This window comes from Pontibacter brevis (assembly GCF_054779655.1).
On record NZ_BAAGXV010000084.1, the window covers coordinates 24,349 to 41,456 of the forward strand.

At 48.3% G+C, this 17,108-nt stretch carries 18 protein-coding genes; 8 read left to right on the forward strand and 10 right to left on the reverse strand.

Going from position 1 to position 17,108, the window contains the following annotated elements:
• The gene (locus ACYVB1_RS17915) at positions 1-2,244 is read right to left on the reverse strand and encodes an ATP-dependent helicase (protein WP_460925172.1); all 2,244 of its coding nucleotides are present in this window, start codon (positions 2,242-2,244) and stop codon (positions 1-3) included.
• A 299-nt stretch (positions 2,245-2,543) separates the two neighbouring features.
• Here ACYVB1_RS17915 and ACYVB1_RS17920 point away from each other — a divergent pair, with 299 nt between their 5' ends.
• Both ACYVB1_RS17920 and ACYVB1_RS17925 read left to right on the forward strand, forming a co-directional pair.
• Complete coding sequence (locus ACYVB1_RS17920) at positions 2,544-4,166, forward strand: ankyrin repeat domain-containing protein (protein ID WP_460925173.1); 1,623 nt, start codon at positions 2,544-2,546, stop codon at positions 4,164-4,166.
• Positions 4,167-4,407: 241 nt separating this feature from the next.
• A complete protein-coding gene (locus ACYVB1_RS17925; RefSeq protein WP_460925174.1) occupies positions 4,408-4,992 on the forward strand; it encodes a DUF3109 family protein in 585 nt (194 codons plus the stop codon).
• 75 nt (positions 4,993-5,067) lie between these two features.
• Here the strand turns inward: ACYVB1_RS17925 and ACYVB1_RS17930 are convergent, their stop codons facing one another.
• The 6 genes from ACYVB1_RS17930 to efp all read right to left on the reverse strand — a co-directional run bounded on the left by ACYVB1_RS17930 (position 5,068) and on the right by efp (position 8,657).
• Complete coding sequence (locus ACYVB1_RS17930) at positions 5,068-5,403, reverse strand: DUF6340 family protein (RefSeq protein WP_460925223.1); 336 nt, start codon at positions 5,401-5,403, stop codon at positions 5,068-5,070.
• Positions 5,342-5,491: a hypothetical protein gene (locus tag ACYVB1_RS17935; protein WP_460925175.1), complete on the reverse strand. Its 150-nt coding sequence runs from the start codon at positions 5,489-5,491 to the stop codon at positions 5,342-5,344. The genes ACYVB1_RS17930 and ACYVB1_RS17935 overlap by 62 nt, the downstream gene beginning before the upstream one ends.
• Positions 5,475-6,014 carry a hypothetical protein gene (locus ACYVB1_RS17940; protein ID WP_460925176.1) on the reverse strand — a complete coding sequence of 180 codons (540 nt, stop codon included), beginning with the start codon at positions 6,012-6,014 and terminating at the stop codon, positions 5,475-5,477. The genes ACYVB1_RS17935 and ACYVB1_RS17940 overlap by 17 nt, the downstream gene beginning before the upstream one ends.
• 108 nt (positions 6,015-6,122) lie before the next feature.
• Positions 6,123-7,469 carry an acetyl-CoA carboxylase biotin carboxylase subunit gene (accC, locus tag ACYVB1_RS17945; RefSeq protein ID WP_460925177.1) on the reverse strand — a complete coding sequence of 449 codons (1,347 nt, stop codon included), beginning with the start codon at positions 7,467-7,469 and terminating at the stop codon, positions 6,123-6,125.
• Positions 7,470-7,592: 123 nt separating this feature from the next.
• Positions 7,593-8,090 carry an acetyl-CoA carboxylase biotin carboxyl carrier protein gene (gene accB / locus ACYVB1_RS17950; protein WP_460925178.1) on the reverse strand — a complete coding sequence of 166 codons (498 nt, stop codon included), beginning with the start codon at positions 8,088-8,090 and terminating at the stop codon, positions 7,593-7,595.
• A 3-nt stretch (positions 8,091-8,093) separates the two neighbouring features.
• Complete coding sequence (efp, locus tag ACYVB1_RS17955; protein ID WP_460925179.1) at positions 8,094-8,657, reverse strand: elongation factor P; 564 nt, start codon at positions 8,655-8,657, stop codon at positions 8,094-8,096.
• Positions 8,658-9,031: 374 nt separating this feature from the next.
• Between efp and ACYVB1_RS17960 the strand changes: the two genes are divergently transcribed.
• The 3 genes from ACYVB1_RS17960 (at position 9,032) to ACYVB1_RS17970 (ending at position 12,034) form a co-directional block, all read left to right on the forward strand.
• A complete protein-coding gene (locus tag ACYVB1_RS17960; protein WP_460925180.1) occupies positions 9,032-10,051 on the forward strand; it encodes an NADP-dependent oxidoreductase in 1,020 nt (339 codons plus the stop codon).
• 100 nt (positions 10,052-10,151) lie between these two features.
• A complete protein-coding gene (locus ACYVB1_RS17965; RefSeq protein WP_460925181.1) occupies positions 10,152-11,309 on the forward strand; it encodes an iron-containing alcohol dehydrogenase in 1,158 nt (385 codons plus the stop codon).
• Positions 11,310-11,788: 479 nt separating this feature from the next.
• The gene (locus tag ACYVB1_RS17970) at positions 11,789-12,034 is read left to right on the forward strand and encodes a hypothetical protein (protein WP_460925182.1); all 246 of its coding nucleotides are present in this window, start codon (positions 11,789-11,791) and stop codon (positions 12,032-12,034) included.
• 127 nt (positions 12,035-12,161) lie between these two features.
• Here ACYVB1_RS17970 and ACYVB1_RS17975 read toward each other — a convergent pair whose 3' ends face one another.
• Together ACYVB1_RS17975 and ACYVB1_RS17980 are read right to left on the reverse strand one after the other, a co-directional pair.
• Positions 12,162-12,407: a hypothetical protein gene (locus ACYVB1_RS17975; protein WP_460925183.1), complete on the reverse strand. Its 246-nt coding sequence runs from the start codon at positions 12,405-12,407 to the stop codon at positions 12,162-12,164.
• Positions 12,408-12,482: 75 nt separating this feature from the next.
• Entirely contained in the window at positions 12,483-13,238 is a 756-nt protein-coding gene (locus tag ACYVB1_RS17980) for a hypothetical protein (RefSeq protein ID WP_460925184.1), read from the reverse strand.
• Positions 13,239-13,381: 143 nt separating this feature from the next.
• Between ACYVB1_RS17980 and ACYVB1_RS17985 the strand changes: the two genes are divergently transcribed.
• The 3 genes from ACYVB1_RS17985 to ACYVB1_RS17995 all read left to right on the forward strand — a co-directional run bounded on the left by ACYVB1_RS17985 (position 13,382) and on the right by ACYVB1_RS17995 (position 15,107).
• On the forward strand, positions 13,382-14,098 hold the full coding sequence (locus ACYVB1_RS17985; RefSeq protein ID WP_460925185.1) for a hypothetical protein: 717 nt from the start codon (positions 13,382-13,384) through the stop codon (positions 14,096-14,098).
• 89 nt (positions 14,099-14,187) lie between these two features.
• On the forward strand, positions 14,188-14,751 hold the full coding sequence (locus ACYVB1_RS17990; RefSeq protein ID WP_460925186.1) for a hypothetical protein: 564 nt from the start codon (positions 14,188-14,190) through the stop codon (positions 14,749-14,751).
• Positions 14,752-14,873: 122 nt separating this feature from the next.
• On the forward strand, positions 14,874-15,107 hold the full coding sequence (locus ACYVB1_RS17995; protein WP_460925187.1) for a hypothetical protein: 234 nt from the start codon (positions 14,874-14,876) through the stop codon (positions 15,105-15,107).
• A 163-nt stretch (positions 15,108-15,270) separates the two neighbouring features.
• Here ACYVB1_RS17995 and ACYVB1_RS18000 read toward each other — a convergent pair whose 3' ends face one another.
• The gene (locus tag ACYVB1_RS18000; protein WP_460925188.1) at positions 15,271-17,016 is read right to left on the reverse strand and encodes an amino acid permease; all 1,746 of its coding nucleotides are present in this window, start codon (positions 17,014-17,016) and stop codon (positions 15,271-15,273) included.
• Positions 17,017-17,108: the final 92 nt, after the last annotated feature.

Consider the following 17,108-nt stretch of genomic DNA (forward strand, 5'->3'; position numbering starts at 1 on the left):
CTATGCGTGAATCTTTAGTTTAGCAAAACTCAGCAGTAGCGTTTTCTCACCCACTTCATCAAAGTTGATGATGGCTTTGGTGCTGTTACCCTGCGTGTCCATCTTTGTGACGGTTCCGAATCCGAACTTCGGATGCTCTACCTTCATACCCGCTGCCAGGGTGGAAGTATCACTTGCCTTGAAGTCGGCTGGGGGCGTGTAGTTGCTGGCTACCTGCTTTCGTGGCGCAGGCGCAACGAGGTTGCTCTTTCGCTGCAGTACGCGGTCAAACACGTTTCCGCCACTGCTCGCGCCGCTGTCCCCGTACTTGAAGTTGATGTATTTCGGGTCGATTTCGTCTAAGAAGCGGCTCTTTTCACAGGCACGCAGGTTGCCCCACTGGTAGCGGCTGGTGGCATAGGTGAGGTACAGGCGCTTTTCTGCACGCGTAATGGCCACATAAAACAGCCTGCGCTCTTCTTCCAGGTCGGCGCGGGAGTTCAGCATCATCTGGCTCGGGAAGAGGTTTTCTTCCATACCCACGATAAATACGTTCTTAAACTCCAGGCCTTTGGCCGAGTGAATGGTCATCAGGGTCACAAATTCCCCCTCATCGTCAGCCTTGGTATCAGCGTCCGTAATCAGGGCAATGTCCTGCAGAAAAGCGGAGAGGCTTTTGTCTTCTTTCTCCGGGTCGTCTACATACTCTTTTATACCATTCAGTAACTCCTGGATGTTCTCATAGCGCGCCAGGCCCTCTACAGTCTTGTCCTGGTACAAATCATCCACAATACCGGAGTGTTTTGCCACATGCTTGGCTACCTCAAAAGCATCGCTGTTTTCAGCAATGCGGGCAAAATCCCGGATCATGATGGAGAAGTTCTCGATAGCCGTGCCCACACGGTTACCTAAAAACTCCGTCGCGTTCATTACTACCTCCCAAACTGCGTGGTTGGTATCATTGGCCACCACAAAAAGCTTCTGCTCGGTTGTCTCGCCGATGCCGCGCTTCGGATAATTGATTACACGGCGCAGGGCCTGCTCGTCGTTAGGGTTCACCGTCAGGCGCAGGTAGGCAATCAGGTCCTTGATTTCTTTGCGCTGGTAGAAGGACAAACCCCCGATGATCTTGTATTTGATGTTCATGCGGCGCAGGGCCTCCTCCATGGCACGCGACTGGGCATTGGTGCGGTACAGAATGGCAAAATCGTCGTAGGAGAGGTGGTTGCTCATTTTCTCCTCAAAAATGGTAGTGGCCACCAACTTGCCTTCCTCGTTGTCGGAGTTGGCTTTGATGACCTCAATCAGCGGACCCTGCTCATTGTCTGTGAAAACATCCTTGCGCAGCTGTGCCTGGTTGTTTTTAATGACAGAATTGGCAGCGTGCACGATGTTCTTCGTGGAGCGGTAGTTCTGCTCCAGTTTAAACACCTGCAGTTCCGGATAGTCGCGCTCAAAGTTGAGGATGTTCTGTATATCAGCCCCACGGAAGGCGTAGATGGACTGGGCATCGTCACCAACCACCACAATGTTTCGGTTCTGGGCGGCCAGCTTGCGGGTAATGAGGTACTGGGAATAGTTCGTATCCTGGTACTCATCCACCATCACGAACTTAAAGATGTTCTGGTACTTGTTCAGCGCATCAGGGTGATCTTTAAAAAGCACGTTGGTGTTGAACAGCAAATCATCGAAGTCCATGGCACCTGCCTTAAAGCAGCGGTTCTGGTATGTCTCATATATTTTTCCGATTTTTGGGCGCATAGCAGCCTCATCATCAGCCTGTATCACCGGGTCGTTGATGTATTGCTTTACAGATATCAGCTTGTTTTTGGCAGACGAAATACGACCCAGCACCACATTCGGCTTGTATAGTTTATCGTCCAGGTTCATCTCCTTCACAATGTTGCGGATGAGTGTCCTGGAGTCATCGGTATCGTAGATGGTAAAGCTTTTGGGGTAACCGATTTTCTCTGCCTCGGAGCGCAGGATGCGGGAGAAAACAGAGTGGAAGGTCCCCATCCAGATATTTTTAGCTTCGGCGCCAATCACTTTCTCGATACGATGGCGCATTTCTTTGGCCGCTTTGTTTGTAAAGGTCAGGGCCAGTATGTTGAACGGATCTACCCCCTGGCTTATCAGGTGGGCAATCCTGTAGGTTAGTACTCTTGTTTTGCCGGAACCGGCACCCGCAATAATCATGGCAGGTCCTTCTATGTGAAGCACTGCCGCACGTTGCGACTCGTTTAATAAACTTAAGTGATCCATTTCTTCTCTTCCGCGTGCGTCTTAAAATCTACCGCAATTTACGAATACAAATCCGTTTTCTGAACCGGCTTTCTTATTTTGGCACGGCACGTACTCTGTTGTTAAAAGATAAATCCTGTAATATGAACAGGAACAAACTCTAAAGCGTTTACATTGAAGCTTGTAGCCACAGAATTTGTTTACTTCCGCCTCAAGGTTGGTGCGTTTTTTGATTTACAGCCTCAGAGTTGGTTTCTTTGCATCAATTTTTGCTTTTATATTACACTAAATTCGCACTTATAGTACCTCATATACCTCTTATGAAGCATTTGCTACTGATTTTGTTTTTGGGCGGCGCAAGCCAGGTTGGGTTTGCACAGAATGCACCTCAGAAGGCTGCTGACAAAGCCCCTGCGACAAATGCCACCAAGGCAACTGTTACAGCATCTGCAACTATAAAGCCTGCTACTGCTGCCCCTGTGGTGGTCACTAAGAAGATCTGGCGCACCCCGGCTATGGACGAGGCGATGGCCTATTATAAACTTCAGCGTTATGAAGAGGCCTATGATAAGTTTAAGGAAGCCATTGCACAAGGCGACAAAGATGCTTATTATTTTATTGGCCGTATGCACCAGTTCCGGGAACTGAAATATGACTCGGTGCAGATAGATACTGTTCAGCAAATAGAGAATGCGGAGAAGTACTTTGCTGCGAACAGGGACTCAGCCCAGTATTACTACAAGCTGGCCCTGGATGGCGGGAGCCTCTTTGGGCACCTGGGCATGGCAGAAACAATGACACTGCGCAACAAGGATGACGAGCGTCGGTTTATGCAGCGCATGCGCACAGCAGGTATCGAAATAAGGGAGAAAGCAGTGGAAGGGGATGCCTTCTGCAACCGTATTCTCGGAGGAATGTACTATACCGGGTTTGGCGAGATGGTGGACAAGGGCCTGGCCTTCAATTACCTTAGCCGTGCTGCTGAGGCAAACGATGTGTCTGCGTATGCTTCTTTGGCCAACCTTTACCTGAACGGCGAAGGTGTAGCTAAAAACACAGAGAAAGCATTGTGCTGGCTTAACAAGGGCGTGGAGGCAGGAGACAGAGAGTCTACCTATACGCTGGCCCTGCTTTACGAGGAAGGCACGCTGGGTGAAGTAAAAATAGACAAGGCCCGCCAGCTATACCGCAAGGCAGTAGAAAAAGGAAGCGTGAATGCTTATGAGCAGCTGCTGTACATTAACCAGACCCCGGATCAGAAAGTAGTGATTGCGGCCATCAACAGGGACCCGGAAATGCTGCAGCGCGCCATTGCGGCAGGAGGCAGCCCGAACTCTATGGCTGTTCCTGAAGAATACAGTGCTGATTTACATGGTCGTACACCGCTGATGCACACCGTTTATATACCGATGTTGCTGGAGGACTATGGCGTTACGTATGAGCCGGAGGTGCGTTTTAAAACAGTGGCGGAGCTACTGAAAAATGGTGCCGATGTGAATGCACAGGACATTGATGGTAAAACAGCCCTGCATTATGTGGTGAGCAGCTCCAGAATACGTTCAGAGTATTATGAGATGGAGCAGGTAATGCTGCTGGACACACTCATCAACAACGGTGCAAACCTGAACATACAGGATAAGCAGGGAAACACGGCGCTGGCGCAGGCTCTGCAAGCTACCATTGGGCAGCACATCGGTATTATGGAGCTGGAAAAACTATTGCAGGCAGGCGCAGATCCGAACATCCGGAATAACGAGGGCAAAACACCGCTTATGCTGGCCTGCGAAATAAACGCCAACTTCGAAATTATCCTGGCGCTGCTGCAGGCAGGTGCTGATGCCAAGTTAGTGGACAATAATGGTAAAGCTGCCATTGACTATACCAAGCACCAGAACGTGATAAACATCCTGCTGGCTTCCGGCTCGCCAAAAAAACAGGAGTAGCAGCAGTATTCTCTCTGTAATTTTCTGCTATAGATAATTTGCGCAGGGGCATTGCTGTTCTTTGGGCGGGGCTGAGTTAGCAGCATACCAACTGGTACAGCAGGAGAAGCTCTGCTGATACGCTAGCTTTGGCCCGTACAGCCTTTATTAAACTATTTTAACACTACCTTTGTCTTCCAGTAAAATCAGCAAAGGGTCAACTTGTATCTGCATTCCTTTGTTCTTACTCTTTTATTAGAAAATGATAGTCCTACAGAATACAGTCATCAGTGATGACGTGCGTGAACAGTTTTTTGTTTGTAACCTTGAGAAATGCAAAGGAGCCTGTTGTGTAGAGGGTGACCTGGGCGCTCCTTTAGAAGAAGAGGAGCTGGCAATTCTGCAGGAGAGCTATGAGCAGATAAAGCCCTATATGACAGGTGCCGGAAAGCTTGCCGTTGAAGAGCAGGGCCTCTACATCAAAGACTGGGAAGGTGATTACTCTACCCCAACCATCAACAACAGGGAATGTGCTTATGCCCTCTACGACGAGGACAACAAGTTGAAGTGTGCTATCGAACAGGCTTACAACGATGGAAAGATCAGCTGGAAAAAACCTATTTCCTGCCATCTGTATCCGATCCGCGTGACAAAATACGATGATTTTGAAGCCCTGAACTACGACAGGTGGAGCATCTGTGCTTCTGCCTGTAGCTTTGGTGTTGATTTAGGAGTGCGCGTCTACCAGTTTCTTAAAGAGCCCCTCATACGCAAGTACGGCGAAAGCTGGTACAAAGAGCTGGAGCAGGTGATTGAGGAAGAGGAAAAGCCTGCAAAACTTAAATAATATTTTATAAAATTTCAAAACAAGAGAGCCCACCTTCATCAGGTAGGGCTCTCTTGTTTTAACAGGCGGGAGTGGTTAATACCGCTCTAAATCAGGGAGCAGCATCATAGCGCATTTGTTGTTTCTTTCTATAACTATTTGGGCACAGTGTTTTGCTTCTTCAATTTGCCCCAGGGCCTCGTACACTACCGCCAGGTTGTAAGCAGCTTTGCCAGCCTCTTTCTTCTTTGTATGTTCCGTTAGTGGTTTCAATAGAGCAATCGCTACGGCCCAGTTGGCCGTAGCCATTTGGTATGCCGCAGGTCCAAAATTCTTGTTTGAGTAATAGGGGCGAAGGAATGAAACCTGCTTAGGTGCCAGTCTGTCCCCAATAATCCCATCCTGTTTCTCTAGCCAGGGAGTTAATGACAGGACCTGCGTTACTGATGGCAGGACCTATTGCCAGCAAACCACTGATAACGCCTCTGGAGTTATACAGCGCATCACTCTTCAGCGACACGCGATCCAGTACTGTACTGTACCTGTGCTATCATAGAGGGTCCAGCTGGATTGGGAGAATAACGTAAAGTGTGCCGTTTTAGTAATATCCCCGTCTTCGTCTTCCTGTCGTTCCACTTCCTGCTCCATGTAGGCGTCGAAGTTGTCGAGGGTAAGGAGAAGGTGGTGTGGATACCTGTTGTATATTTCCTGTACCTGTGCAGGAGAAAGAAGTGTTCCACTGCCATAGAAGTATAGGCTGTGGTGTCTGTGGCGACGAGGGTATAGGTTAAATCGTTGTCAATGGCATTCAGCACACCGGCAAGGGCATGCATGGCGCCATCAGCATATACTTCTATCTTTTTCTCCCGCTTATAGGGCAGCAGGTCTGCATCGTAGCGGTTCATAACCAGCACCTTCCACTGGCTGTCTTTAACCGGAACCTCTGCCGGCAACGTGCGCTCAATAAAGAGCTGGGAGGTACAGCCTGCCTGCGTGAAAAGAAAGGCAAGCCAAAGGCACCATGTCACTTTTATCTTTATCATACACAAAGTATATCTACCCTGAAGATACTAATTTGGCTTTTACAGTTGCACGGGAAAATAAAAAAGCCCCGGCATTTCCGCCGGGGCCTGTAAAGAAAAGAATTCTATCTAGTCCAGAGTTTTAAAGTCAAAGCCTTCCAGGTAAGCTGTTGTAAAGTTACCTTCCTTAAAGCCCTTGTCATCCATCAGCTTCAGGTGGAACGGCACAGTAGTTTTGATACCCTCGATTACAAACTCACTTAGTGCCCGCTTCATTTTTACCAGAGCCTCCTCCCGTGTCTGCGCACTTACGATCAGCTTCGCAATCATGGAGTCATAGTTTGGTGGGATGGTGTAGCCAGAGTAAACGTGAGAGTCTACGCGCACACCATGGCCTCCTGGCAAATGCAGGTTCACGATTTTTCCTGGAGAAGGGCGGAAGCCGTTCTTTGGATCCTCAGCATTGATGCGGCACTCAATCGCATGCTTCTTCGGGAAGTAGTTTTTACCAGAGATTCTTTCGCCGGCAGCTACCTTTATCTGCTCCTTAATCAGGTCGTAGTCGATTACTTCTTCCGTAATCGGGTGCTCTACCTGGATTCGCGTGTTCATCTCCATAAAGTAGAACTCACGGTCTTTATCAACCAGGAACTCGATGGTGCCCACACCTTCGTAATTGATGGCTTTGGCACCCGCAATGGCTGCCGTACCCATTCTTTCACGCAGATCGTCGGTGATAAAAGGAGAAGGTGTTTCTTCCACTAGTTTCTGGTGGCGGCGCTGAATAGAGCAGTCACGCTCTGAAAGGTGCGCTGCGTTTCCGTATTGGTCACCAATTAACTGAATCTCGATGTGGCGTGGCTCTACCACAAATTTCTCCAGGTAGATGCCATCGTTTCCGAACGCGGCTCTTGCCTCGGCGCGGGCATCATTCCATCCTTTCTCGAATTCAGCATCGTTCTTGGCAATACGCATCCCCTTGCCACCACCACCGGCAGTTGCCTTCAGGATAACAGGGTACTTGATTTTATTTGCCAGCTTGATACCTTCTTCCAACGACTTCAGCAAGCCTTCGGAGCCTGGTATAGTAGGCACACCTGCCTTTTTCATGGTTGCCTTCGCCGATGCCTTATCGCCCATGGCGTTGATCATCTCCGGGGAGGCACCAATAAACTTGATGTGGTTTTCGGCGCAGATGCGGGAGAATTCTGCATTTTCTGACAGGAAGCCATAGCCAGGGTGTATGGCATCCGCATTCGTGATTTCTGCAGCAGCAATAATGTTCGGGATGTTCAGGTAAGATTGGGCACTTGCAGGAGGACCAATACAAACAGCCTCGTCAGCAAAGCGCACGTGCAGGCTTTCTTTGTCGGCGGTAGAATACACGGCCACCGTTTTTATACCCATCTCTTTGCAGGTACGAATAATACGTAATGCAATCTCGCCACGGTTGGCGATCAGTATCTTCTTAAACATAATCTAGAATTTGGAGATTTGAAGATTCGGAGAATCTGAAAATTCTGAACAAGGAAAATGGAGACATATTTTCAACATCTCCATTTCCAGATTATCTCATTTTCAAACTTTCAAATCAGAATGTTAGCTTGGGTCTACCAGGAACAGTGGCTGGTCGTATTCAACCGGAGAGGCATTGTCTACCAGCACTTTCACGATTTTACCTGACACTTCAGATTCGATCTCGTTGAACAGCTTCATAGCTTCGATGATGCAGATCACCTGGCCTTTTTTCACTTCGTCGCCTACATTTACAAAAATAGGAGACTCCGGGCTTGAGGCACGGTAGAAGGTGCCGATCATAGGTGCCTTGATGGCTACATACTTGCTTTCGTCGTTGGCGGGTGCTGCAGCAGGTGCGGCAGGGGCGGGGGCAGCAACGGCGGCCGGAGCAGCGGCCTGAGGAGAAGGTAGCGGTGCAACCGGCGCAGCAGCCTGTGCGCCGGAATCTTTCACATACTTAATCTTCTGGTCCGGATCACGTTTTACTGAGATCTTGAACTCCTCTGTTTCGATGTTTACTTTGTTCAGGCCGGATTTGGCGATGAAGTCGATTAGTTCCTGGATTTCTTTAGCTTTCATGTGTTATTTAACTCTCTCTGCGTATGAATAGGTACGAGTGTCTACTTTGATTTTTTCATCCTGGCCGATGAAAAGGGGCACCTGAATGGTGGCACCTGTCTCTACAATGGCTGGCTTGGAGGCATTGGTTGCTGTGTCTCCTTTTATGCCAGGCTCCGTGTAGGTAATAGTCAACTCAACGAAAGGAGGTATTTCGCAGGTCAGCGGTGTTTCAGTTTCGGCATGAAACAGGATGGTTACTTCCTGTCCTTCCTTCATCAGGTCAGCAAACGGCACCATGTGTTCTTCCAGAGCAACCTGCTCAAAGGTGTTCATGTCCATAAAGTTGAAGCCCAGATCATCTTTGTAAATAAACTGATGCGGGCGCTGCTCCACGCGGGCGGTTGTGATCTTATGGCCTGCTGAAAAGGTGTTGTCGATTACTTTTCCGGTTTTGATGTTCTTCAGCTTAGTTCTAACAAAGGCTGGGCCTTTGCCAGGCTTAACATGCTGGAATTCTGTTACAACATAGAGGTCGTTGTTGAACTCTAAGCAAACTCCGTTTTTAATATCAGCTGTGGTTGCCATACAGGTAAACTCTTTATCGTATCGTAATTTATGGGTAAAAGTAATTTTGTTTTTGTTGTCTTGCAAAGCAAAGTTAGTGATTCTGATGGAAATGTAGCCAAAGTATATAGCATTCTTATGATAGAACAGCACTTGTTTTGGTGCATTTTCGCCTCCTGGTCACTGCTTTTCCTGCGCTTCATTTTTTACGGTGAAATGAAGACTTTCCGCAGGAAACTACTATGGTGAGTTGTTCCGAAAACGCTAATCAGTTCTGGGTCAGGGTGAACAGGGGTGGAAGGAGATGATTGGCAAATTTTACTGTTAAAACACTAAACAATAACACTGGCAGGCGGTTGTGCGTGTATTCAATTGCTAAACTGTCGGAATAAAACATGAAGAATAAAGCCATTTTATTAAGTAGCCGCCCAACCGGAGTTCCTACTCATGAGAATTTTGAGTTCACCCAAACGGAAGTACCCGCTTTACAAAGCGGAGAAGTGCTGCTGAAAGCTTTGTACGTTTCAGTTGACCCCTACATGCGTGGCCGTATGAGTGATGCCAAGTCTTACGTGGCGCCTTATGAGGTGGGTAAACCGATAATGGGAGGCGTGGTGGCCGAGGTAGTAGAAAGCAAGAATGCACAGCTGCAAAAGGGGGCAGTGGTAGTGGGCAACCTGCCATGGCAGCAATATGTAGTGCACCAGGGGGATGGGCTAAACCAGGTAGATCCGGATGTGGCACCGCTGAGTTACCACCTGGGCATACTGGGGATGCCTGGTCTCACAGCTTACTTCGGGCTTCTGCATATTGGGCAGCCAAAGGAGGGGGAAACTGTAGTAGTGTCCGGTGCTGCAGGTGCCGTAGGTACAGTAGTGGGGCAGATAGCAAAACTCAAAGGCTGCAGGGTAGTCGGTGTTGCCGGCACAGATAGTAAAGTTGATTACCTCAAAAACATTTTGGGTTTTGATGAGGGTATTAATTATAAGACAACCCCTAACATACAGGAAGCGATAGCAAAAGCCAGCCCGGATGGCGTAGACGTGTACTTCGATAATGTTGGCGGTGAAATATCAGATGCTGTCCTGCTGGCGCTGAATACGTTCGGACGTATTGTCATATGTGGGCAGATTGCCTTTTATAACAATACAAGCCCTGCTACAGGGTTGCGGGTGGAGCCAATACTGCTTAAGAAAAGCGCCCTCATGAAAGGCTTCATTGTCCGAGACTATGCCAGCGAGTATGGCCCGGCGGCAAAAGAACTGGCCAACTGGGTGAAAGAAGGCAAACTGCAGTACCAGGAAACCGTTAAAGAAGGCTTTGAGCAGATTCCGGACGCTTTCCTGGGGCTCTTTTCAGGAGAAAACACAGGCAAACAGCTTGTTAAAGTAGCGGAACGTGAGTTCATAAACTAAACGCTGTATTTATGCCTTCTTTCAGAATAACAAGGCCTTAATTTCTCTGCGATGCTGTTGCCATACGGCTTTTATACAAACAATATATATACATTATCATATGAATAATTTCAATTTTTATAATCCCGTTAAAATCATTTTTGGTAAAGGTCAGATCAGTGCTTTAGCCAAAGAAATTCCTGCCGATGCACGTATCATGATGACGTATGGCGGGGGCAGTATCAAGAAAAATGGTGTCTATGAGCAGGTGATGGCAGCCCTGGAAGGACGCACAGTGATAGAATTCAGTAATATCGAGCCCAACCCGCATTATGAGACCCTGATGCAGGCAGTGGAAATAGGCAGACGCCAGGAAATAGACTTTGTACTGGCCGTAGGCGGAGGTTCTGTTATTGACGGTACAAAGTTTATAGTAGCTGCGATGGCGTATGAAGGAGACGACCCCTGGGATATACTGGCAAAACGAGCGCCAGTAAAAGCAGCTGTTCCGTTTGGTACGGTACTAACCTTACCGGGAACAGGATCGGAGATGAATTCCGGAGCTGTGATTACGAGAGTTTCCACGAAAGAGAAGCTCTCATTTGGTAGTCCGTACACCTTTCCTAAGTTCTCCGTTCTTGACCCTGAAACCACCTTCACATTGCCTTTGCGCCAGGTAAGCAATGGTATTGTGGATGCCTTTACGCATGTGCTGGAACAGTATCTCACTTATCCTGTAAATGGGCCGCTGCAGGACCGTATGGCAGAATCTATATTGCTGACGCTGAAAGAGGAGGGGCCTAAGGCATTGCAAAACCCACAGGACTATGATACCATGGCTAACATAATGTGGAGTGCCACCATGGCCTTGAATGGTTTGATTCGGGTGGGAGTACCGACAGATTGGGCCACGCACATGATAGGCCATGAGCTAACGGCACTGCATGGTATTGATCATGCCCGGACGCTGGCCATTGTGCTGCCTTCGTTGCTCCGTTACAAGAGCAATGAAAAGAAAGAAAAGCTCCTGCAGTACGGAAGGCGTGTTTGGGGAGTGGATGCAGGCACGGAGGATGAGTGCATTGAGGCTACGCTGCAGGCTACCATTTCTTTCTTTGAGTCGATGGAGATCAGGACCCAGCTTTCTGACTATGAAGTAGGGGAAGATACTATTAAAGCCATTGTGCAGCGCTTTCAGGCGCGTGGCGTAAAAGACCTGGGGGAACGGTCTGATATACAGGTCGATGATGTAGAGAAGATTCTGATGATGAGCCTTTAGATAAAAATTAGTACATGCCTGAAAGCAAAGAACCGCTACAGATGCTACTGTAGTGGTTCTTTGCTTTCAGGCGAAATTTTGAAGGCCCCTTGGGCGAAGGTTTAGCTTGTATACAACGGAGAAAAAAATTGTATTGATTTTGGCACTTTTTTCTGTCTTCAGGCGTCCGTTTTATATAAGCTTTGTCTGTAGTAAATAAGGCACGAAAGCGGGCAAGTGATTTTGTGAATGGAAAAGAAAGAAAAAGTAGTTTCAGGACTGATTTTTCGTCTTTGATTCTTCATTTTTAGAAGTTTAAACATAAATAATAATTTATCAACAAAGCTTGTGATTTTAGTGCCGCCCTCTTAAATTGCACTAAGCTGTTTTGTTAAAGGGAGTTTTATAGAAGAACAATCAGATGTTTTGTGGGGTTGGCTCTTAACAGTTAAGCTATGTAAGTTTACAACAAACACCAACCTTACAATACCTTTTAGCCAATGTTAGACATCATCAATTTTATAGCACTTTCCGGAATATTCAATGTTCTGTTTTTCTGGTATGCTTCCACTAAAATGAGTTCAAAACCTGATCCGGTCAAGACTCTCATCATTTCGTTTCTTTTTTCTGTGCCGCTCAGCTTTCTCCTGATTGGTGTTTATACAACCATGCTGATTTATGCTGCCAGAATAGGAGCTAGCGAAGATGCTATGTGGGAGTATATGGAGCAGGAAGAGCTTCAATAGCCTTTACATACCATACAACATCGTGTAACAGAAAAGCCACCCTCTTGAGGTGGCTTTTCTGTTATTTATATAATAATAATTAGTTCCTAAGAGAACATACAGGCTTTCTTCCTGAAAGCTGTTTGACTTAGTGGCTTCCTGCGCTGCTTCCTACGTCATCGCCACCATCCTGTACGTCGGCACTACCCCGGCTACCGCTTTTCTGGGAAGGGGCACCACCAACATTTCCTTTTATGATTTCATCTTCATCAACTACCTCCCTGTTAGCTCCGGTAGGGTGTATGTTTGGAACACTGTTCCCTTCATTAATCGTGTTGTTGAAGTTTTCGTTTTTCAGTTCGTCCTGGTTTTTATTTTTATCGTTTTTGCTCATCGTTTTCAATTTTAAGTTATAGTAACGGCAGAAGGTCTAAAGGCCTTCTGCCATAAAGATTTATGCTTGTTGGTTTTAGAACCAATCGGAGTCGTTTTCACCATTTCTGTTACGGCTTGTGCCGCCCCTGTAGAGACCGCGCTCCGGGTGCCGGCTCTGATAATTACCGTGGTAGCTGCGTCGCTCCCCGCTTAAAGGGTCATAGTTTCTATTCCAGTCCGGATCAGAGTTTCTGTCGCCGTCGTAGCCAAAGCTTAAAGAGCCTGCCATGTTGCCTTCATTAGCACCGCTTCTTCTGCCAGCATAATTATCTGGGCTGTAGTCGCTGTTAAAGTTATCCCAGCCTGAGCTGTTCCTGTCATCTATACGGCTGCGGACACTGTCATGTCTGTTGTTTCTTTCATTTCTGTCGTAGCCACCAAAGTTACCACCTGAATTGCCTCCAAAGCGGGAGCCATAGCCACCGCTTGTTGGTTGGTACTGCTCATCCCAATTACGGCTGTTGCCGTTGCGATCCTGGTACTGGTAACGGTTGTCCCGGTCGTAATCAAAATTACCTACAGAACTGCGGCCACGGTTTCCCTGCTGACCGCTGTTGTAGTTGCGGCTATAATCGCTGTTGTAATTGCGGTTATAGTTATCGCCACCCTGGTTGCGGTTTCTGTCGTTCCTGTCAAACCCATCCCAGGTTGTCTCATTTCGATGGTCGCTGGTGGTGTCAAGTCGGTATGCACCACGGTAGCTGTCCTCATCAGCACGCCGATCGTTGCCTCGGTTCTGGTTCCTGTTGTCGTTATATCTGTCTCTATTATTCCAATTGTCTCTTTCCATAGTTCGTATATGTTTAGTGTGATACTTTTTTAACGCATCAAAAAGGGCTGAGGTTTACCTGTGGCCGGTACTGATGTTAACCTATAAGCCACTTGCCCCCGTAAAAGAGGAGTAATTGATACTTACATAAAACTATAAGAGCTATGAGAGACGAAAGAAGAGACAATAACAGAAACGATAGAGATAGAGACAGGGACAGAGAACCACGTTGGCTGCATGGCCACCACCATGGTCAGAATTCAGACCGGGGTAACTACGTAAGGGACAGTCACTTTAACCGTGGATACGGTAACAACGCCTTCAGCCACTGGGGTGACGATAACAGCTTTAACAGTAATGCCGACCACAGCTATATGTACCCGCAGGGCCGCTTCCAGGCGGGAGGCGCACACTACAGTGGGGAAGACTTTAACGACCGTGGCAACTATAGCGACGACAACCCTTATGGAATGACATTCACTCCCGAGAGAGATGAAAATATCTATAACGGTCAGTATGATTCCCGTGGGGACTACAGCAACAGGGACTACAGCGACGAAGCATTAGGAAACAACGGGCCGTCTGACTACAGATATGGCCTGGCTGATGAGCGTTTCGGGCACGATGTGCGCCGTGGTGGCAACGACGGAAACTGGGACCGTGGCTCACGTGGAGACTATGAGTCTTATCGCCGCTATGAGCATGGAAACCGCATGTACGACAATGACTACAGCACAGGCTTTGCCGGCCGCAACTATGCCCGTGGCGAAGACCATTTCGGCGAAGATACCCGTTACAGCAACATGGAGCGCTGGCGGGGTGAGAGTGATCAGCGCAGCGACCGTTACGATGACTACATGCGTGACAGAGACAGACGCTAAGCATCAGGTAGGCTTATGACCTGAGATTGAAAAAAGATTGTGTGGTACCTGTATCCTGACAGGTGCCCATTTAACTAAAGAACCAAAATATGAGAGACGATAGAGAAAGAAACTACGGCAGTTTTAGCCGTGACTATAGACAAGAAGGCCATGGCAATCACCGAAACTGGCGTTATCATGGAAGAGAGAACGCTTATTTAGGTGACACCCGAAATGAAAGGGATGAGAACTACAGGGTACAGCAAAGCCGTGAGTATGGCCGCACCGGAGGCCGTGAAGGAAACAGAGATGAACGCTACAAGGAAATGTATGGCATCTCAAACTATTCCGGCCAGGCAAGGGCAATGGACTATGGGCTTCCTTATGGTGCCGAGAATGACCTGGACAGGGTAGATCGGTTCCAATATTCAGAAGGACCTTATGCAGGCCGCCCGAGGCATTACAGTTATAAGCAGGGCTATAATCCAAACTACGATAACCCAGAGGAGGGTGACCGTTACCGTGACTTTGACAGCCGCGGAAACCATGGTTTCCGGCATGACATGGGCTACGGTAACTCAGATTCCTTCCGTGAGTTCGGTAACGACCGCTTTGGAGACCCGAACAGGGATGACAATCACTACTATGGTCACTTCGGGGGATACAATCGCTAAGAGCTACTTTTCAGGTAGCAGATACGTATAACCAGAGGTACATTAGTATTCATTTTCCATCTGAAAAGGCCGTAGCTTTCGCTGCGGCCTTTTTTTTGTTGACCTGATACAGGTTCAAGCCTGTGCATCAGCTTTCCTCTGGTGTGAGGCCGGTAAAAAAACAGCCCCTGCTACAAATGCAGCAGGGGCTGTTCTCAAAGAATAAGAAAGGTCACAACCAAAGGCTGTGGCTTTTACTACCTATTATTCAACTAACTATTCTCTTTTGGGGAGGCATGGCTGCCTCAGGTGAAAAAGGTGTTTTACAGCTTAAGCATTCCAGCGCTTTATCTGCATTCGCGCCTTTTTCAATTTAACATAATTTATCAACCAGAAAACCTGGTAAGCCATGTATGCCTTGCAGGGCAGGGGCTGAGGCTGCTCTGCCTGCTCAGGAAGAACCACGCTATACAGCAGCGTTACCTTCCGGAACAGGAGCATGAATGGTACTATGTGTTTCTGATTGTTCACTGATTCGGGTTAGGCTGCTACCGAAGCGGCAGACTTATTTTGTTTACTGTTGCGGTAACCGTAGAAGAAATAAATGACCAGCCCCAATACCAGCCAGGCCAGAAAGCGGCTCCAGTTGGTGATGCCCAGTTCTGTCATCAGGTACAGGTTTGTCAGCAATCCCAGCACCGGTATCAGTGAAAGGTTACGGGTAAAGGTGAGCAGCGTCAGTACAAGTGCTACCAAAACAAAGCCCAGCAGGGGCAACTTGTGTTGGAAGGTTTCCCAACTGCTGTCTATTTGTAAAAACTGTGCCAGGCCTGCCTGGTTGTACACGTACAGCAGTACCAACGCAGCCAGCAGAATCAGGGGCAGAATAAACCTGCCATTGATGTAGGGTACACGAAAGCCTTTATTTGTGGCCGGAACAGTTTGCTGCTGCTCCATGAGCAGGATACCGCCGCACACAAGTACAAAAGCAAATAAGGTCCCAATACTGGTCAGGTCTGTTACCTCGGTCAGGTTCATGAACAGGGCAGGTACCGCCACCAGCACACCCGTTACGATGGTAGCAAAAGAGGGGGTTCTGTGCTTAGGGTGAATACGTGAAAACACCTGCGGCAGCAAACCATCACGGCTCATGCTCATCCAGATACGGGGCTGCCCGTACTGGAACACCAGCAACACACTGGCCATGGCCACTATGGCACTCACCGCTACGATACCGGCAATGGCATCAAGATTCACCTTTGAGAAAACAAAGGCCAGCGGATCACCAACGGCCAGTTCTCTGTAAGGCACCATACCTGTTAATATCAGTGCCAGCACCACATACAGCACTGTACAGATAATTAGGGCAAAAATCATGGCTCTGGGTAAATCGCGTTGCGGATTTTCGCACTCTTCAGCGGTAGTGGAGATGGCATCAAAGCCGATGTAGGCAAAAAATACGGCTGATACGCCTTTCATGATCCCTGAAAGGCCATTAGGCGCGAAAGGAGTCCAGTTTTCGGTGCTCACATAGAAAGCTCCCACCGTTATCACTAATAGAATGACGAGTAGTTTGAGCAACACCAGCAGGTTTGCCGTGCGCTTCGACTCCTTGATGCCAATGTACACGAGGTACGTGATCAGCACCGTGATGCCCAGGGCCGGTATGTCTGCCACCAGCCTTACTCCTGCAATAGAAGGAGCCTGTAGCCAGGCCTGGTACGCTTGCTGTAGGTTCACTGGCAGAGTGGCCAGGAGGTTCCCCTGTGCCAGCAGTCCTGCGGCGGTCTCATAGCCTCGGGAAGCGCTCAGGTAATCCATTGTCAGGTACTCCGGCAGGCCAAGCCCCACACCATGCATCACAGCGGTAAAGTAATCCGACCAGGAGATGGCCACGGCAATGTTCCCGATGGCGTACTCCATGAGCAAATCCCAGCCGATGATCCAGGCTACCAACTCCCCAAACGAGGCATAGGCATAAGTATAGGCGCTTCCGGAAACAGGAATTGTGGACGCAAACTGTGCGTAGCAAAGCGCCGAAAAGCCGCACGCTATCGCTGTAAAAATAAAAAGCAGCGAAACCCCCGGACCGCCAGCCGCGCTAGCATTGCCGATGGTACTAAAGATGCCGGCCCCGATGATGGCGGCAATACCAAAAGAAACTAAATCCTTCAGACGAAGGGTCCGCAACAGGTCGGTGCCATGAATGTTCCCATCCTGTTCGTAATCAGCCAGAAGTGCTGTCGCACTTTTGCGGCGGGTAATATTGTTTAGCAATTTGCTCATAAAGTGGCTGCTACACAGCCATTCATTTTGAATTTAATGTTGATGTTTACCAATTGCTTTACCCCATCATGAGGTGCTTTGCTATGAAAGAC

What these genes read in the sequence shown, in the direction of transcription:
- ACYVB1_RS17980 (WP_460925184.1), bottom strand. Translation starts at nt 13,238, where the DNA reads ATGGAAAGAGACAATTGGAATAATAGAGACAGATATAACGACAACAGG.
- ACYVB1_RS17915 (WP_460925172.1), bottom strand. Translation starts at nt 2,244, where the DNA reads ATGGATCACTTAAGTTTATTAAACGAGTCGCAACGTGCGGCAGTGCTT.
- ACYVB1_RS17975 (WP_460925183.1), bottom strand. Translation starts at nt 12,407, where the DNA reads ATGAGCAAAAACGATAAAAATAAAAACCAGGACGAACTGAAAAACGAA.
- ACYVB1_RS17940 (WP_460925176.1), bottom strand. Translation starts at nt 6,014, where the DNA reads ATGATAAAGATAAAAGTGACATGGTGCCTTTGGCTTGCCTTTCTTTTC.
- ACYVB1_RS17925 (WP_460925174.1), top strand. Translation starts at nt 4,408, where the DNA reads ATGATAGTCCTACAGAATACAGTCATCAGTGATGACGTGCGTGAACAG.
- ACYVB1_RS17990 (WP_460925186.1), top strand. Translation starts at nt 14,188, where the DNA reads ATGAGAGACGATAGAGAAAGAAACTACGGCAGTTTTAGCCGTGACTAT.
- ACYVB1_RS17960 (WP_460925180.1), top strand. Translation starts at nt 9,032, where the DNA reads ATGAAGAATAAAGCCATTTTATTAAGTAGCCGCCCAACCGGAGTTCCT.
- efp (WP_460925179.1), bottom strand. Translation starts at nt 8,657, where the DNA reads ATGGCAACCACAGCTGATATTAAAAACGGAGTTTGCTTAGAGTTCAAC.
- accB (WP_460925178.1), bottom strand. Translation starts at nt 8,090, where the DNA reads ATGAAAGCTAAAGAAATCCAGGAACTAATCGACTTCATCGCCAAATCC.
- ACYVB1_RS17985 (WP_460925185.1), top strand. Translation starts at nt 13,382, where the DNA reads ATGAGAGACGAAAGAAGAGACAATAACAGAAACGATAGAGATAGAGAC.
- accC (WP_460925177.1), bottom strand. Translation starts at nt 7,469, where the DNA reads ATGTTTAAGAAGATACTGATCGCCAACCGTGGCGAGATTGCATTACGT.
- ACYVB1_RS17970 (WP_460925182.1), top strand. Translation starts at nt 11,789, where the DNA reads ATGTTAGACATCATCAATTTTATAGCACTTTCCGGAATATTCAATGTT.
- ACYVB1_RS18000 (WP_460925188.1), bottom strand. Translation starts at nt 17,016, where the DNA reads ATGAGCAAATTGCTAAACAATATTACCCGCCGCAAAAGTGCGACAGCA.
- ACYVB1_RS17920 (WP_460925173.1), top strand. Translation starts at nt 2,544, where the DNA reads ATGAAGCATTTGCTACTGATTTTGTTTTTGGGCGGCGCAAGCCAGGTT.
- ACYVB1_RS17965 (WP_460925181.1), top strand. Translation starts at nt 10,152, where the DNA reads ATGAATAATTTCAATTTTTATAATCCCGTTAAAATCATTTTTGGTAAA.